The sequence below is a fragment of the Acuticoccus sediminis genome (assembly GCF_003258595.1).
Taxonomy (GTDB): domain Bacteria; phylum Pseudomonadota; class Alphaproteobacteria; order Rhizobiales; family Amorphaceae; genus Acuticoccus; species Acuticoccus sediminis.
In genome coordinates, this window is record NZ_QHHQ01000007.1 from 385,708 (window position 1) to 402,539 (window position 16,832).

The window sequence follows — 16,832 nt, forward strand, 5'->3', positions numbered from 1 at the left end:
AGCGCAACACCTCACCGGAATGTGACCCGTACCCCACCGGGCAGCCGTCACCATGATGTTATGTCCAAGGCTCCGGGTGTGGCTGCGGACACGCCGTCGCGGCAACGCCGTGCCGCCGAAAGTGGGCGCCGTTCAGCCGAACGTGCGACCTTCCACGGCGGACGGAGAGATCCCATCTTCCGGTATCTGACTGGTATTGGAAATAAGTCAGCGGTATTGAAGGTCTTTTCTGGCAGGAAACAGTGGGCGAGCCAATGGGCCATGTTGGACTGGAGGAGGCGTCTCGGCTGCTTGCCCGGAACGGGTGGCTGACCCAGACACCGGCTCCCTTTCGCGAACGCATCCTCGGCGCGTCCAGGCTGCTGCACTTCGAGCGCCGGCAGACGATCTACGACGTCGGTGATCCGCCGCGCGGCGCGTTCGGTGTCGCGACCGGCGCCGTGAACGTCGAGATCGCCCTCAACAGCGGCGGCACCCACACCGCCTATGTCGGCACGCACGGCTTCTGGATCGGCGAGACGGCGATGGTGAAGAACAGGCCGCACGTCGTCAGCCTCGTCGCCGCGCGACCCTGCACCGTGCTGCACCTCTCCACCGAGGCGTTCGAGGAGATCGCCGCCGAGGACCCGACCGCCTGGCGCTGGATCGCGCTCCTCACCGCCCAGCTCCTGGAAAGCGCGCTCCAGTTCATCGAGGACATGATGATCCCGTCCTCGCGCGAGCGCGTCGTGGCGATCCTGCTCAGCCTCAGCGGCTGCCGCGACCTCGCCACCGACAACGACCTGCGCGCCATCGACCTGACGCACGAGGAGGTCGGCCGCCTCACAAACCTCTCGCGCTCGCGCCTCGCCACCATCCTGCGCGACCTGCGCGACGACGGCCTCATCGACTGTTCCTACCGCACCATCCGCATTCTCGAGCCGAGCCGACTGCGCGAGTGCCTCTGAGCCGGCGGGGCGGGGTGGCGACGGCCTGATCCGGGGCGCCCGGTCCGGGCCAGACCCTCCGCACGGCCAGCAAGGCACGGGCAAGACTCATGCGGCAGAAGCAGCGAGGCTCGACAGCTCCCTGCGACGGGAGCGCGTGACGGGCCGATGCCAGTGTCAGGAGGATGCCCGTTGATTTCCCGTTTGCCGGTCTGGGTCAAGCTGACCTCGCTCAACGTCCTCATCACGCTGGCGCTCGCCACCGCCCTGGTGATCTTCGCGGTCCAGACGATGGAGACCAGCGTCAGCGCCCGTCTCCTGCAGAGCCAGGGCCAGAACCTGCGCCTCGCCGCTCACGAGCTGGAATTCTTCACCGACGGCGTGCGGGTCGAGATGGACGGCGGCGGCAACGTCACGCGCCTCGCCCTGTCCGCCTGGCCGGCCTTCGCCACCGCCGACACGCCGGACCACACGTTCATCGACCGCGTCGGTGCCATCACCGGCGAAACGGCGACGATCTTCGCCTACGACCCAGCCCGGAACGACTTCGTCCGCCGTACGACCAACATCATCAAGGACGACGGCAACCGCGCCGTGGGCACGGTGCTCGGCGCGGCGAGCGCGGCGATGGCGCCGATCATGGCGGGCCAGCCCTTCCTCGGCAAGGCGGTCATCCTCGGCAAGTCGTACCGCACGCTCTACCAGCCGATCTTCGCGTCCGACCCGTCGATCCCGCAGACGCCGCAGGGCGTCGCCGGCATCCTCTATGTCGGCGTGCGCGACGCGGTGCTGGTCGGCGAGATCTCCTCCTTCGCCCGACACCTCGGGCTCATCGCGGTCGCCATCACGATCCTCGGCGTGGTGCTCTCCGCCTTCTTCGGCTGGAACCAGCTGCGGCCGCTGCGCCGGGCCGCCGACGACATGACCGCCATCGCCCGGGGCGACCACGTCTCGCTGCACAGGACCCGCCGCGACGAGCTCGGCGCCATGCAGGGCGCGCTCATCGACCTCGCCGCCGTCGCCGAGAGCGCGGCCCAGCGCGCGCAGATCATCGAGCAGCTCGACCAGCCGGTGATCACCACCGGCTCCGACCGCGAGCTCACGATCACCTACGCCAACGCCTCCGCCCGCGACCTCCTCGCCCAGCTTTCCCGCAAGGCCGCGGCATTGCCGGCCGACCCCCTCGGCAAGCCGCTCGGCAGCGTCTACCCGAACCGCACCGCGCTCGACGTCGACGCCCTGAGCCGCGGCAACGCCCCGAAGCCGCACACCGCCCGCTTCGAGGACGAGGTCTGCGTCTTCCGCGTCGGCGCGCTGAAGGACCGCGGCTCCGCCTTCGCCGGCGCCTACCTCACGATCGAGGTGACGACCCAGCGCGAGCGCACCGCGACCCAGGTCGAGACCGACGTCGCCGGCCTCATGGGCACCGTGCGCAGTGCGCTCGACGTCCTCAAGGAACGGACCGGCGCGCTGGAGACGGCCGCCGCCTCGGGCACCAAGGACTCCGGCGAGGCCGCGAACGTCGCCAGCGACGCCGCCGACGCCATCCAGACCGTCGCCGCCGCGGTGGAGGAGCTCAACAACTCCTTCTCCGAGGTGGCCCAGCGCATCGCCAGGAACGCGGAGCTGGCGAGCGATGCCGCGACGACCACCCGTGGCGCCGCCGAGACGGCCGCGGCCCTCGAAGTCGCCGGCAAGCGCATCACCGAAGCCGTCGGCCTGATCGCCGCGATCGCCGAACAGACCAACCTCCTGGCCCTGAACGCGACGATCGAGGCCTCGCGTGCGGGGGAGGCGGGGCTCGGTTTCGCCGTCGTGGCGAGCGAGGTGAAGTCCCTCGCCGAGAGGTCGGCCAACGCCACCAACGAGATCTCCGGCGAGGTCGAGCGCTTCAACGTGGCCGGCCGGACCCTCATCGAGGCGATGGAGCACGTGCAGGATGCGATCCGCAACGTCGACGAGGTCTCGACCGCCGTCGCCGCCGCGGTCAACCAGCAGCAGGCGACCACGAAGGACATCGCCCACACGATCCTCGACGTCGCCAGCTCCGCGAGCCGCGTCCGCTCCCTGTCGCAGGCCGTCAACCAGGTCTCCGAACGCACCAGCGAGGCCGTCGGCGAGGTCAGCCGCGCCACCAGCCAGCTCGACGAGACCGGCCGCGAGCTGGCGAGCCGCGCCACCAACTTCCTCACGTCCATCCGTCAGGCCGCCTGACCACCGTTACGCACCCCTCGTCTTGCCGGACCAGCCGGAGGCGCCATTGCGACCTCCGGCGAGCCGGTTGCACCGCATGGGCTCGAGCTTCACCAGGGAACAGGGGCGGGGCGCCTGTTCCCTGGACCCAGCCGTCGCTGAAGAAGCCCGGAGCCGGACGGCGGCCGCGTCAAGGGTTCGCTTCGCCCGGCTGCGCCGGCCCTTGACCCGGCCGCCGTCCGTCTCTTCATCGGGCTTCAGCGACGGCTGGCTCCAGGGAACAGGCTGAGGCACCGCCCTGCCTCTGGCTCCGTCCGGGGGCACCGCCCCGCATGCGGTCCGACATCCATTCGAGAGGGATTGGGGGGGTACGGACTGATTCGGGGCACTCCTCGACGGCGACCGGGACGACGGTCAGGCGGCGGTGTCTTCGTCCGTTTCCGGTATCGCAGACCCTCCCGTCAGGCCGCGGGGGCCCCGGGAGATGATCAGCGTCGCGTCGAGCATCACCCGCGCGATGGAGCGGCTGTCGGTGCAGGCGAGGTAGCGCGGCCGCCAGTCGGGTCTGAATTTCGCCTTGAACTCCCTGAGCCCGCTGAAATTGTAGAACGCACCGCCGCGGCGGTAGACCGTCGCCCCGACCCGGCTCCACGTCGGCGCCAGCCGGTGATCCGCAAGCCCCGACAGGGGCGCCATGCCGAGGCTGAGCCGCGCCACGCCCCGCGTCTTCAGCGCGTCGATCAGCGCCACGAACAGGAAGTCCATCGTCCCTCCGGGCAACGCGTCGCCGTACCGCATCAGGTCGATGGCCATCTCCCCGCCGCCCGCCGAGGACCAGAGCGTCGCGAAGGCGACCGGGCGGCCGTCCCACCGGACCAGCGCATGGTCGAAGCGGGCGAGATAGGCCGCGTCCCAGAAGCCGAGCGAAAATCCCTTCTCGCGGCCGCTCTGCCGGGCCACCCACGCGTCGGACACCGGCTTCAGCGCCGGCAGGAGAGGGGGGACGGCGGCGGCCGGGACGATCTCGAACGTCAGGCCCGCCCGCCCGGCGCGCGACAGCATCTGCCGGTAGCGCGTTGCCCGCGCGCCCTCGAGGGAGAAGCCGTCGAGGTCGACCACCGCCTCCTCGCCGAGCTTGGCGAAGGAGAAGCCCGCCTCGACGTAGAGTGGCAGCGAGGCCGCGTTGACCTGGTAGAACGCCGGCGCGCCGCCGGCCCGGTGCGCGAGCTCGCGGAACCGCCAGACGAGGTCGATCGCGGCCTCGCGCGTCGGCGCCACAGGGTCGCCCATCGCCAGGAACGTCCGCCCCTGGACCTGGTACATGATGAAGCCGCCGCCGGCGCCGGACAGCACCCGCTTGTCGCCCAGCAAGGCGAGGTTCGCGAAGGGGTCGGGAGACGCCGCCACCGCCTCGGCGATGCGCGTCCCGTCGGGCATCTCGGCGGCGCGTGCGACGGGATGATGGATCGCCCGCCACAGGACGAAGAGGCCGAGCGCGACCGACGCCCCGACGCTCGCCCTGAGGAAGCGCGGCGCGTCGGAGTGGAACGCGAAGTCCCACCAGTGGACGCGGTACCAGTCGTGGTCGCCCTGCAAGGCGATGCCGACCGCGACGGAGAGGGCGATGGCGCCCGCGACGCCGGCGACCCGGCGCGGCGTCACCGTCTGAAGCGGCCGCCCGCCACGGTCGAACGCGCCGCGCGCCAGGACGAGGAGGCCGATCAAGGTCAGCGAGGCCGCCGCCTCCTCGTAGTCGAAGCCGCGCGCCAGCGTGAAGACGGCCGCCGCCGAGAGCAGTACCAGCGCGGCGGTCCACGACGCGCGCATCCGCCGTCTGAGCCCCGACGCGACGATGAGGAGGGCCGCGCCCGCGACGCTCGCCACGACATGCGACGCCTCGACCAGCGCGAGTGGCAGGAGCCGCTCCAGCCCGCTCATCCGCCAGCCCTCGCTGGGGAGCGCGCCCGACATCAGCAGCAGGATGCCCAGCGCGAACACCGCCGCCGAGAGGACGATCGGCGCAAGCGGCGCGAACGCCGGCAGGACGAGGTGCGGCAGCACGCTCAGCCGGTGGCGCTGCGGCGCGAGCTCGGCCGCGGCGAACCCGAGCGCCCCCAGCGCGAACGGGCCGACATAGTAGACGAGGCGGAACACGAGCAGCGACGCGAGCAGCGCCGACGGCTCCCCCGGAACCGAGATGAGGATCACCGCCTCGAAAGCGCCGACACCGCCCGGCGCATGGCTGACGACACCCGCGACCGTCGCCATCGCGAAGATCGGCAGGAAGGCGAGGAACGGCATGTCCGCACCGGCCGGAAGCACGCACCATAGGCCGAGCGCCGCAAGCCCCGTGTCCGCGATCCCGAGGAGGATCACGGCGAGCCCCGTCCCCGCGCCCGGCAGCGTGACGGACCTTGCGCCGGCACGGAGCGTCCGCCCGCCGAGCGCGAGCCACGCCGCGAGGGTCATCGTGACGGCAAGGCCGATGGCAATGCCGGCCGGCGCCGGCAGTCCGAGGACCGGGCGCAGCACGGACGGCGCGGCGAGCAGGCTGACGCCGGCGAGGGCGGCGATACCGAGCCAGAAGAACGCCGTCCCGAACAGCGTCACGGCGAGCGTCTCGCTCGCCGAAAGGCCCGCGCGGCCGTACCGGCGCAGGCGCACCGCGCCCCCGGTCACGACGCCGAAGCCCAGCACGAACGTGAACGACCAGCTGATGAAGCCCGTGAACGCGGCGAGGCGCGGGGCGACGACGGCGCCGGCACCCGCCTGACGCACGGCAAGCCACTCGAACCCCATCAACGCCGCGTAGGACCCCGCCGTCGCGGCGACCCCGGCGAGGAGGTCGGCGAGACGTGTCGCCCGCACCGCTGTGGCGACGTCCTTCGCGGCGACGCCCTCCAGCATGTCGACGAGCAACACCGTGACGGCACAGGCGAGGAGAAGCGCGGCGACGGCGGCCAGCCGTCTCGGGTGGACGAGCCGGCGCAGGCGGACGAGCGTCCGCGCGTACGGCGGGACGCGGCGGAGGGCCGGACGGTTCGGACACTCGGTCTCGCCGTCGGCGGGAGGGGCGGCAGGGTATCGCATCGCCGCCGTGCTAAGCGATGCGGCTGGTCCCGCCGTGTCGGGGCATCGCGTCGAGCCCGTCGCCGCAGCCTCGGGCGGCGAGGGGCCATTCCGCCTCGCCGTGGTGCGGCCACGCGAACGCGGCGGTCGGTGGCCGGGAAGTTCGGGCTATCTCAACGCGATGAAGCGAATGCGGGATACGGCGGCCGGCGAGCCACAGTGCGGACGTCGGCGCCCGCTCGCTAGGACGGCCGCTGCTTCGGCATACGAGATATGGCCCGGGCGTTCCGGTGCGCTGGCGCCGTTGGGGCGGCGCCGGCCACCCGCGCGGCACCGCACCGCGCGCGCGGAGGGGGGCGTCAGGCCTGCGCCAGTCGGGTGGCGGTCGCGAGCGGGACCGGCGTGTCGGCGAGGAGGAGGGCGATGGCCTCGTCCTCCCACGCTCTGGCCGAGAGGCTCGGCGGGCCACCCTCGTGCATCCTGTGCTCCAGCACGAAGCGGGCCAGCAGCAGGCGGCGCGCGTCGCCGCCGGCCTCGCCCAGGGCTTGCCCCTCCGTCGCCATCAGCGTCGCGGTCACGGCGTGGTAGAGCTGGCCGGACGCCTCGCGGCTGAACCGCTCGTGGGCGGGATCGGCGGCGACCTCGTCCGCGAACCGCACTGCCCGGCCGACCGCGGCGGAGAGGCGGGTCCGGAACTGTCCCGGCAGGTCCGCGCGGTCGAGGCGCCCGGCAAGGTCCTCACCCAGTGTTTCGTGCGCCCGGGCCTTGCCGACGGCCCGCTGCACTGCGTCCAGGGCGTTGATGTTGGACGTTCCCTCCCACAAGAGCCCCAGGTGTGCGTCGCGCACCAGCCGTGAGTTGGGCCAGTCCTCGATATAGCCGTTGCCGCCCCGCGCCTCGAGCGCCCCCGTCGCGACCGGCACGTTGTCGCGGCACGCGCGGTATTTGCAGATCGGGGTCAGGATGCGCAGCAGCCGCTCGGCGCGCGGCGACGGGTCGGACGAGACCGCGGCGGTGTAGAGGAGGGCGGACAGCGCCTGCTCGGTCGGCACCATGAGCTTCATGAGCTGCCGGCGCATCAGCGGGTGGTCGACCACCGCCTTGCCGAACGCGTTGCGGTGCCGCGCGGCCACCAGCGCCTCGTTGAGGCAGCGCCGCATCATGCCGGCCGCGCGCGTCAGGTGCGAGATGCGCGAGGAGTTCACCATCACGAGCATCTGCTTCAGCCCCTGGTCCAGCGCGCCGAGCTGGTAGGCGAGCGCGCCCTCGAACACGATCTCCCCGCTCGCCATGGACCGGGAGCCCATCTTCTCCTTCAGCCGCACGATGCGGTAGGCGTTGCGCGTCCCGTCCGGCAGTGTCCGCGGCATCAGGAATAGGCCGAGCCCCCGGCTCCCCTCGGCCCCGCCCTCGGGCCGGGCGAGCAGGACCGCCGCCTCGGCGTCGACGTTGGAGCAGAACCATTTCTCGCCCCAGAGCCGCCAGTCGGCGCCGTCGCGGACGGCCGTGAGGTCGGAGCGGCCGATGTCCGAGCCGCCCGCCTTCTCGGTCATGAACTGCGCGCACTTCATCAGCTCGTTCATGTCCTGGCTCCACATCCGCGGCAGGTAGCGGGCGCGGATCTCCTCGGAGCCGAAGAGGTCGACGAGGTGGGAGGAGCTGTCGGTCAGGTTGACCGGGCAGAGGAGCCCGAACTCGGCCTGCGAGAAGAGGTAGTGGAACACGTACTTGGCGATCGGCGGCATCCTGTCGGGCCATCCCAGCACACCCGGCCGGTTCGTCATCGCGTGCATGCCGAAGCGGCCGAACGCGATCGCCTCCATCTCGCGGTAGGCGGGGTGGAACTCCAGCCATTCCTCGTCGCGTCCGGTCCGGTCGCGCCGGTGCAGGACCGGCTCGTGCCGCTCGGCGTTATCGGCGAGCGCGCCGAGGTGCCCGCCTGCGAGCGCGCCCAGCTCGGCGAGATGGGGCGTCAGATGGGCGAGGAGGGCCCCGTCCATGTAGAGCGGCAGGAGGCTTCGCAGCGCGTGGTCGATGGCGAAGTAGTCGAGGCCGCGCGTGTCCGGCGCGATGTTGCGCGACCGCTCCGCCGACGCCGCCCGGGTGGTCCGCGCGGCGGGTGGAAGGCTTGCGGCTGGCATCGGCTGGTCCATGGCGTCCTCCGGCTGTCGTTGGCGCGCTCGCCCGGGCCGGCGGCCTGCGCGGTGCGTTCGGTGCAGCGCACGTTCGCCTTGAGGTCAATGCAAGATCAATCGATTTCCATTCCGGGTATGTTGAGGCAAACTCAAAGGCATGTCCGGACGCAGCCTGCCGCCCCTTTCCGCCGTGCGCGCCTTCGAGGCCGCGGCGCGCCACCGCTCGATGACCCGGGCGGCGGACGAGCTGGGCGTGACGCCGGGCGCCGTCAGCCGACAGGTCCGCGAGCTCGAGGCGCGGATGGAGGCGGCGCTCTTCGTGCGCCGCGCCACCGGGCTGGAGCCGACCGAGGCGGGCGCGGCCCTCGCCGCCGAGCTTGGCGAGGCGCTCGACCAGATCGCCGGTGCCGCGCGTGGCGTGCGCCTGCGCCGCGCCCGGCGCCTGTCGGTCGGCGTCTACGGCTTCTTCGCCTCGCGCTTCCTCATGCCGCGCCTCGCGGGGATGCGCGACAGCCTGCCGGACGTTGCGGTCGACATCCACACCAGCGCCAACCCGCTGGAGCTGACGCCGGCGCGCTACGATGCGGTGATCGCGGTGTCGGACGGCGCGCCCCGCTCCGGCCTCGTCACGCGTCGGCTGCTGCCGATCGCGACCCTGCCCGTCTGCGCCCCCGCGCTCGTCGAGCATGGGCCCCCCGACTTTGCCGCCGCCGACCTCCTGCACGCCCGGCCGCGGCCGGAGGACTGGCGGCGCTGGCTCGACCACGCGGGCCTGCGCTCGGTCTCGGCCGAGGGCGGCAGCAGCTTCGAGAGCGCGGGCCTCGCGATGGAGGCGGCGGCCCGTGGGCTCGGCATCGCCATCGGCATCGAGGCGCTCGTGCGGCCCGAGATCGAGCGCGGCGTCCTCGCGGCGGCCCACCCGCGGATCCGTCCGACCAAGCGGTGGTTCGTCCTCCAGCACCTCCGCCGCCCCTCGGACGCCCCGGAACTCGCGGCCTTCGCGGACTGGCTCGCCGCCGAGGCGGCGGCCATGACGCGAGCCGGCGCCCCGGCGTCGGTTCCCGTCTGACGCGCACCGTACGCGTCGCCGCTTCCGGGCGGGCGGCCCGCCTTGGCGCGGAGCGGAGCGGGCCGTAGAAATACCCGCGGGTCGGACGCCTTCGGTCCCTCCGGACCGCCGATGTCGGCACCACCGGGCCTGATGGAGACGCGCGCGATGACGGACACCCTGCGACTGACGCGCGCCCTCGTCGACCGGCTGCCGCCCCGCACCGATGAACGCGGCCCCCTGATGGTGGACGCGCCTGGCCCGGACTACTACGAGCGGACCGCCGAGGCGGTCCTGTCGCGGCTCGAGCGGCCGGACGAACTGTGGGTCTTCGCGGCCGGATCGCTGATCTGGAAGCCCCGCTTTACCGTCGCCGAGCGGCGGGTCGCGCACCTCGACGGGTGGCGCCGGGCGTTCTGCATCGGGGACAGGCGCTTTCGCGGCTGCCCTTCGGCGCCGGGCCTGATGATGTCTCTCGACCGCGGCGGCAGCTGCTCCGGCGTGGTGCTGCGCATGGCGCCCGAGAATCTGGCGGCCTCGCTCGTCGCGATGTTGCAGACCGAGCCGCCGCTCGCTCCCGAGTGGGTCGAGGCCAGCACCGATGCCGGCCCCGTCCGGGCCATCGCCTTCGCGATCGACCGGTCATGGCCGCTCTACGTCCCCGAACCGCTGGAGGAGGACCTTGCGGACATCCTCGCCTCGGCGGTCGGCCACGTGGGCACGATGGCGGAGTACCTGCTCAACACCGTGACCGAGCTGGAGAGGCACGGCGTCCGCGACCCGCAACTGTGGCGCCTCCAGTCCCTCGTCGCCGAACGCCTGGAGCGCCTGCCGGTCCCGGTCGAAGGGCTGTAGCGGGGCCCGGGGCGGAAGGCGGCGCACCCGTCCTGCCGGTGCGGACACTGCAGGAGCCGAATTCCGTCAGTCGGTTGCCGCCGCGATGCCGTTGCCGTGCCCCTCCGCGCCCCGCCGGTTCGGCCAGATTCTGCGTTCCCGGCTTCATCTTCTCCTCCCTGAAATCGAAAAATTGCGCTAATCTCGGGCCACTGCGAGCAAGATGGACAGGAGATGTTCGTCGGTCACCTGCTGTATTGGGAGGTGAAGCAATATGATTTTAAAAGAATTTTTCAAGCATAGCCCGAAGCCGAATGCGGCGCCGGGCGCGGGGAATGAAGCATGTTCCGGAGACCAGGCGTCGGGCTGAGTGCGTGCGCGGTCTTGATTGGTTCGATTCTGGCGTTCGACCTCACGAACGCCGCGGCCCAGACCGCTCCCGCCCCGGATCAGCCCTTTGACCGCGAAGCGATGGAGCAGGCGCTCCAGACGCGTCAGGATTACGACCTCCACGGCATACACTTCGACAGCGACAAGGCGGTCATCCAGCCCCAGTCCGGGCCGTTGCTCGACGACGTCGCCACGGTGCTGGAGAGCTTCCCGGACTGGACGCTCCGCATCGTCGGCCATACCGACGCCAGCGGCGATGCCGGGCACAACCAGGCGCTGTCGCTGCAGCGCGCGGAGGCGGTGAGGAGCGCGCTCGTCGAGCGGGGGATCGACGCGGGCCGGCTGGAGGCTGCCGGCGTCGGCGCCGATCGGCCGGTCGCGGCGAACGAGACGGCCGAGGGCCGAGAGCTCAACCGGCGCGTCGAGCTGATGCGCGTCAGCGACTCGCCCGCGGCCCGGGAGTTGCTCAAGGCGATGTCGGATTATCTCGCCGCGCAGGACCGGCTCGCCTTCGACTTCGACGCCACCCTGGAGGTGGTGACGGAGGCCGGCCAGAAGCTCGGGCTGGCCAGCTCCGGCACCGTCTCGCTCGAGCGGCCGGACCATGTCCGCGCCACCCGGGCCGGCGGCTTCCTCGACCTCGAGATGCTGTTCGACGGCACCACTCTCACGCTCGTCGGGCAGAATGCGAACGCCTACGCACAGGTCGAGTTGCCGGGCTCGCTCGACCAGCTCGTGGACACGCTGCGCGACAGGTTCGGCCGGCCTCTGCCGGCTGCCGACCTCCTGCTGTCGGACCCGTACGACGCGCTCATGAGCGAGGTCTACGACGTCAAGGATCTCGGCAGCGGCGTCGTCGGGGGAGCCGAATGCGACTGGCTCGCCTTCCGCACCGACGAGGTCGACTGGCAGATCTGGATCGCCCAGGGCGATCGTCCGCTGCCCTGCCGCTATGCGATCACGACGAAGCACATGGCGCACGCGCCGCAATACACGATCGAGTTCCGTGACTGGCGGACCGGCGACGCGGTTGCTCCGGACAGGTTCGACTTCGCGGCGGCGTCCGGCGCGCAGAAGGTCGACCCCGCGGCGCTTCGCGAGAAGGTCGCGGAGCTTCCGGCGAATTTCATGACGAGGAGCGCGCAATGACAACGATGAAGCGGCTCGGTCTCGTGCTCGGCGCCGCCCTGGTGTTGGCCGCGGCGCTCGGTTCCGGCTTCCCCGCCATCCGGGGATTTCCGTCGGCCATATCGAAGGCCGAGGCTCGCGTCGGTCGCCCGCTCACTCCGGTGAGCGTCGCGGGCGTCGCCCGACGCACGGCGCGCCGTTGCGCCGTCGGCGTCTACAACTGCTGAGGCCGCCGCGCCGGTCCATGCGGGCCTCGACGGCGGCCTGCCGCAGGCCCGGAGACGGAACGGCGAGCCGACGGACCGGAACGCACGTCGTGCGACCGACGCCGGGACCGGACAGCGGCCCCGGCGAACTTCACATCAAGGCTTTGGAGGAAACGCAAAATGTCGATCAAAAGAATTGTTCGTTGCGCCCTGACCGCCGGGAGCGTCTTCGCATTGGCGACGTCGGTCCACGCCCAGACCGCGATGCAACAGTGCGAGTCCGGCATTTCGGAGGTCCAGGCGCAGCTGGACGCTCATGCCGAGGACGCCGCCAAAAAGATCGCGGCCGACAATATCGAGAAGGCCACGACGGCCCACGCGGCGGGCGACTACGATGAGTGCATGCTGATGGTCAAGGAAGCGGCCGGCAGTCTGCGGTGCACGTATGGCGCAGGCAGCCGGCTGGAATGCCCGAACTGAACCGACGCCCCGCGGACCTTCGCCCACCGCGGCAGCGGGGCGGCGGATGAGCCCGTCGACCGAGGTGCTCCACCCCGAACCACAGTCCTGACACCCCGGAGGAGACCGAGGGGTGGGCGGTTGCATCCCGAACATCCGCCCACCCGCTCGCCGCGATGCGCGAGGGGGAGTGCCGGTTCGCCGCGAATGCTTTGCGTCGTAGCGAGATGGCCAAGTGAATGCGCCTCCGCCGGCAGCCGAGCGGCGTCACCCGTGACGACAGGTATCGCGCGTGGCCCCTGGCCAAGGATGATCCTGTGGCGATGACCGCCAAGGCTCGTGCGCGAATAGACTTCGTGTCGAGAGCCCATCGTTGACAGGTTCAGACCTTCATCTTACCAAGAGGCATATATTTGTTGTTGTTCCGTGACGCCCTCCAGGAATGCGAAGCCGAGGAGTGAAGCGCTGACAATATTCGAAGATCCTAGATACTACATCCCTTGCCATGAGGGCGAGGCCTACCGGCAGGTCCTGGGGCGCCTCCATCGGACGCTCCAGCCGAAGAACTATCTCGAGATCGGCATTCGCAGGGGCGCCTCGCTGAGGCGATCGCGGGTGACGTCGGTGGGTGTCGATCCCGAACCGCTGGTCCCGGACGGGTTCTCGGAGGCCAACCCGCACATCCATATCGTCCGGATGACGAGCGACGACTTCTTCGCCGGGTGCGACGTCCCGGCGCTTCTTGGCGGCGCCGTGGACTTTGCCTTCCTCGACGGCCTCCATCATGCCGAGGCGCTCTTGAAGGATTTCCTGAATACCGAGCGACTGGCCGACCGCAATTCGGTGATCGTCCTCCACGATTGCATTCCGACGGACGTCGGGATGACCCGTCGGGCGCAGCGCGAGACGTCCGAATACTCCCGCCATAACGGGCAGTGGGCTGGCGACGTCTGGAAGATCATTCCGATCCTTCAGAGTTACCGGCCAGACCTGAGGATAGCCTTTCTCGACGCCCCGCCGACAGGACTTGTCCTGGTGACAAATCTTGATCCGGACTCGACAACCCTGGCCGATCGATACGACGAGCTCAAAGCGGAGATGAAGGAGCTCGACCTCGCCGCCATGGGTCTTGCAGAGTACGTCGGCGCCCTCGGCGTGAGGCCGACGACGAGCCTGAAGCGCCGCGGCGACATCTAGTCCGCAGCCGGGCGGATCGGTGAAAGTGCCGGTGCGGATCGAAGCCCATTATAGCACGCGCCGGCGCGCTCCTCGCGAGCGCGTATGGCTCAGGCTCATAAGGAGCCGGTCCGTAAAGGTGAAGGCCCTGGCGGTCAGCGCCCGATTGGGATCCTCACCTGGTCTGCTCCCCTGAAATGCCCTCAGTGGCGAGGTAGAGTTTTCCGCGCTGATTCCTTTGGCTGGAGAAGGAGCGGAGAGCGGTGAAGGCATCGCAGTTCACGGACGCGCAGAAGGCGTTCATCATCAAGCAGGGCGAAGATGGGACGCCTATTGCGGAGATCTGCCGGAAGGCGGGAATCAGTCAGGCGACGTACTTCAACTGGAAGAAGAAATACGCCGGGGTGCTGCCGTCGGAGATGCGCCGGCTGCGCGAGCTCGAACAGGAGAACGCCCGGCTGAAGAAGATCGTCGCGGACCTGACGCTCGATCGTGAGATGTTGCAGGACGTCATCAAGCGAAATGTATGGTCCGCGCTGCCTGTGCAACGTTCTTCGGCGGTGGCGTCAGGGATTGCGTCAATGTATCCGGCCTCTCGCGAGTGGGCCGGTTTTCCGGCCAGGCCATGATGAGATCAGCGCGTTCGGTTTCCAACTAACTGGTTCGGGCACGAAGCCCGCTTTCGAACCGGACTTACCGAACGCCGATCGACCCTTTCGTCATCACCTACGAACCTCGCACTCCTTTCCGGCGCTGCCGGATCTCATAACTCAGACGATCGCGGCCTTAGGCGGTCGCCGCTCATATGTCGCGCCCGGGGTGCTCAGGATCACCCAGACGATGCGCGCGATCTTCGCCGCCAACGCGACGACGACCTTGTTGGCGTGCATCCGACCGCGCAGCTGGTCAGCCCAGACCCCGAGACGATCCTTCGACCGATCGAGATGCATGAAGACCGAACGCGCGCCATGCACGATAAGGGTTCGCAAGTAGTTGCTCCCTCTCTTGGCGATCCCAAGGAGCTTTTGTTTGCCTCCGGTCGAATGCTGCTGCGGCACGAGGCCGAGCCAAGCGGGGATGTCGCGTGCCTTCTTGAACCGCCGCGGGTCGCCGACGGCTGCGAGGATGGCCGTCGCTCCGAGAGCCCCGATGCCCGGGATCGTCATCAACCGACGCGCCGTCTCGTCGGCATCGGCTATGTTCTTGATCTCGGTCGAGACGGTCCGAATCCGGCTCTCGAGTTCAATGAGCTCGGCGTGGAGCTCGCGAAGCACCAGGCGTGCGCGATCGGTCAAATCGTTGTCCTCGTCATCGAGTACGCGAAGGATGTCGATCTTGAACACGCCAGCACCCGGCCTCATCGCCACGCCATGCTCGAGGCAGTAGGCGCGCATCTGGCAGATGAGCTTCGTCCGGCTGGCGACCAGCCGGCCACGAACCCGGTGCAACATCTGCAGGTCGACCTGATGCGCTTCCTTCACGCCGACAAAGCGCATCGTCGGCCGGGTCGCAGCCTCCGCGATCGCCTCGGCGTCGATCACATCGTTCTTGTGCGACTTCACGTAGGGCTTCACGAATTGTGCCGGGATGATCCGTACCTCGTGGCCGAGCAGACCGATCTTGCGCGCGAGCCACTGCGAGCCGGGACATGCCTCCATCGCCACCAGCGCCGGCCTTGCCCTCTCGAAGAACTGCAGCAGCGTGTCGCGGCGAAACTTCGCCTTCTGCAGCACCGCGCCGGCCGCATCGAGCCCGACGACGTGGAACACGGTCTTGCCGATATCGACGCCGAAGACGGCGCAGTCCCGGGGTTGGTTACGCATCATAGTCAGATCCTCCTTCCATGCAGTCGCCCGATGATCGGGCGGGAAGGCAGCGCGGACCATCCCACTAGCTCTGAGGCCTGGTCGGAAGAGAGCGCTCGTCGATGCGATGCGTGCCAACTGGTCGGTGTCGATCCGCCGCGCCTGTGCGGCGATCCGGTTCGATCCGAAGACCTATCGGTATACGTCCCGTCGGCCCGGCCAGGCCGCTCTCGAGAAGCGGATCAGGGAGATCTGCGAGACACGCGTGCGGTTCGGCTACCGGCGCGTGCACGTCCTTCTGCGCCGCGAGGGCTGGGACGTGAATGCGAAGCGGATCTACCGTCTTTACAAGGAGATGGGCATGCAGCTGAGAAACAAGACCCCTCGGCGCCGGGTGAAGGCGAAGCTGCGCGAGGACCGCACGGACGCGGTCCGCCCCAACGACGTGTGGGCGATGGACTTCGTCCACGACCAGCTCGCGACGGGGCGGAAGTTGCGGGTGCTGACCGTGGTCGACACGTTCTCGCGCTACTGCCCGGTGCTCGATGCGCGGTTCAGCTATCGGGGCGAAGACGTGGTGGCGACGCTCGAACGGGTGTGTGCGACGGTCGGCGTGCCGAAGGTCATCCGCGTGGACCAGGGCTCGGAGTTCATCTCCCGCGACATGGATCTGTGGGCCTACCGCCACGGCGTGGTGCTCGACTTCTCCCGGCCCGGAAAGCCGACCGACAACGCCTACATCGAAGCGTTCAACGCGCGGCTCAGGGCCGAGTGCCTGAACGCCCACTGGTTCCTGAGTCTTGCCGACGCGGCGGAAAAGTTGGAGGCTTGGCGTAGAGACTTGTATGTTGTTCCGGGTCAAGCGTCGTGTGTCATCTGAACTCCTACTCGCTCGTTCGTCGCATGGCTTGAGCATCTTTGGTCGGAGACTATGCGCCACCTTTGGCGCATCCACTTGTATCCGGTTCAAGCGCGAGCGCGTCGGACCACGATCTTGTTCACGACCCTCGGGATGCTGAACGGGGCGACCAAACTACAACTCGGCAGTTGGCGCCATCACTACGCCCGGTCGTTGCCCGTGCCCTCGACGGAAGACGTTCCGCCGAAGCTCTTGAAGCCGTCAGCGAGCGTTCAAGACTGCTCCTGACGGAACGACCCCATGTTCCACGAAGTGCCAGAGGGCGATCGCAAGCTTCCTCGCCAGCGCGACGACCCCGACCTTCCGGCTTCGCGCCCCGTTCTGCGCATATCGCGCCCGATACCATGTGGTGAGCGCGCTTCCCGGCTGGTGCCGCATCCAAACCCAGGCAATCTCGACGAGCAGCGTTCGGGCCGGCTTGTTCCCGGCCTTGCTGATCCCTTGATCCCGCTGCTGATCACCGCTGGCGTACGGGGTTGGTGCGAGCCCCAAGTACGAGGCCAGGTGACGTCGGCTGGAGAATGGTCGATGGAACACCTCTGCG

At 69.6% G+C, this 16,832-nt stretch carries 12 protein-coding genes and 2 pseudogenes; 10 read left to right on the forward strand and 4 right to left on the reverse strand.

Annotation, left to right across the window (positions count from 1 at the left end; genetic code table 11):
- Positions 1-254 precede the first annotated feature (254 nt).
- Positions 255-947 carry a Crp/Fnr family transcriptional regulator gene (locus DLJ53_RS27520; RefSeq protein ID WP_111351326.1) on the forward strand — a complete coding sequence of 231 codons (693 nt, stop codon included), beginning with the start codon at positions 255-257 and terminating at the stop codon, positions 945-947.
- Positions 948-1,118: 171 nt separating this feature from the next.
- Positions 1,119-3,140: a methyl-accepting chemotaxis protein gene (locus DLJ53_RS27525; RefSeq protein WP_162409605.1), complete on the forward strand. Its 2,022-nt coding sequence runs from the start codon at positions 1,119-1,121 to the stop codon at positions 3,138-3,140.
- Positions 3,141-3,533: 393 nt separating this feature from the next.
- On the opposite strand, the gene mprF is transcribed toward DLJ53_RS27525, so the two are convergent.
- Positions 3,534-6,209: a bifunctional lysylphosphatidylglycerol flippase/synthetase MprF gene (gene mprF / locus DLJ53_RS27530; protein ID WP_111351329.1), complete on the reverse strand. Its 2,676-nt coding sequence runs from the start codon at positions 6,207-6,209 to the stop codon at positions 3,534-3,536.
- Positions 6,210-6,547: 338 nt separating this feature from the next.
- Complete coding sequence (locus tag DLJ53_RS27535) at positions 6,548-8,341, reverse strand: acyl-CoA dehydrogenase family protein (RefSeq protein ID WP_244935175.1); 1,794 nt, start codon at positions 8,339-8,341, stop codon at positions 6,548-6,550.
- Between the two features lie 139 nt (positions 8,342-8,480).
- Between DLJ53_RS27535 and DLJ53_RS27540 the strand changes: the two genes are divergently transcribed.
- From DLJ53_RS27540 to DLJ53_RS27570, 7 genes and pseudogenes are all read left to right on the forward strand, one after another.
- Positions 8,481-9,392: a LysR substrate-binding domain-containing protein gene (locus DLJ53_RS27540; protein WP_111351331.1), complete on the forward strand. Its 912-nt coding sequence runs from the start codon at positions 8,481-8,483 to the stop codon at positions 9,390-9,392.
- Between the two features lie 147 nt (positions 9,393-9,539).
- Entirely contained in the window at positions 9,540-10,226 is a 687-nt protein-coding gene (locus tag DLJ53_RS27545; RefSeq protein WP_162409607.1) for a gamma-glutamylcyclotransferase, read from the forward strand.
- Positions 10,227-10,589: 363 nt separating this feature from the next.
- Positions 10,590-11,744 (forward strand): DUF2092 domain-containing protein, encoded by a 1,155-nt coding sequence (locus DLJ53_RS27550; RefSeq protein WP_202913378.1) that lies wholly within the window; start codon positions 10,590-10,592, stop codon positions 11,742-11,744.
- Complete coding sequence (locus DLJ53_RS27555) at positions 11,741-11,950, forward strand: hypothetical protein (RefSeq protein ID WP_111351335.1); 210 nt, start codon at positions 11,741-11,743, stop codon at positions 11,948-11,950. Before DLJ53_RS27550 ends, DLJ53_RS27555 begins: the two co-directional genes overlap by 4 nt.
- Before the next feature lie 159 nt (positions 11,951-12,109).
- On the forward strand, positions 12,110-12,409 hold the full coding sequence (locus tag DLJ53_RS27560; RefSeq protein ID WP_111351337.1) for a hypothetical protein: 300 nt from the start codon (positions 12,110-12,112) through the stop codon (positions 12,407-12,409).
- A 603-nt stretch (positions 12,410-13,012) separates the two neighbouring features.
- Positions 13,013-13,585: a class I SAM-dependent methyltransferase gene (locus tag DLJ53_RS27565; protein ID WP_146620110.1), complete on the forward strand. Its 573-nt coding sequence runs from the start codon at positions 13,013-13,015 to the stop codon at positions 13,583-13,585.
- A 242-nt stretch (positions 13,586-13,827) separates the two neighbouring features.
- Positions 13,828-14,085 (forward strand): annotated as a pseudogene (locus DLJ53_RS27570) (transposase); the annotation flags it as partial.
- A 249-nt stretch (positions 14,086-14,334) separates the two neighbouring features.
- On the opposite strand, the gene DLJ53_RS27575 reads toward DLJ53_RS27570, so the two are convergent.
- On the reverse strand, positions 14,335-15,390 hold the full coding sequence (locus DLJ53_RS27575) for an IS110 family RNA-guided transposase (protein WP_111351340.1): 1,056 nt from the start codon (positions 15,388-15,390) through the stop codon (positions 14,335-14,337).
- A gap of 67 nt (positions 15,391-15,457) precedes the next feature.
- Between DLJ53_RS27575 and DLJ53_RS27580 the strand changes: the two are divergent.
- A pseudogene (locus DLJ53_RS27580) lies at positions 15,458-16,210 on the forward strand (IS3 family transposase); the annotation flags it as partial.
- 279 nt (positions 16,211-16,489) lie between these two features.
- On the opposite strand, the gene DLJ53_RS27585 reads toward DLJ53_RS27580, so the two are convergent.
- Complete coding sequence (locus DLJ53_RS27585; protein ID WP_111351341.1) at positions 16,490-16,825, reverse strand: transposase; 336 nt, start codon at positions 16,823-16,825, stop codon at positions 16,490-16,492.
- Positions 16,826-16,832: the final 7 nt, after the last annotated feature.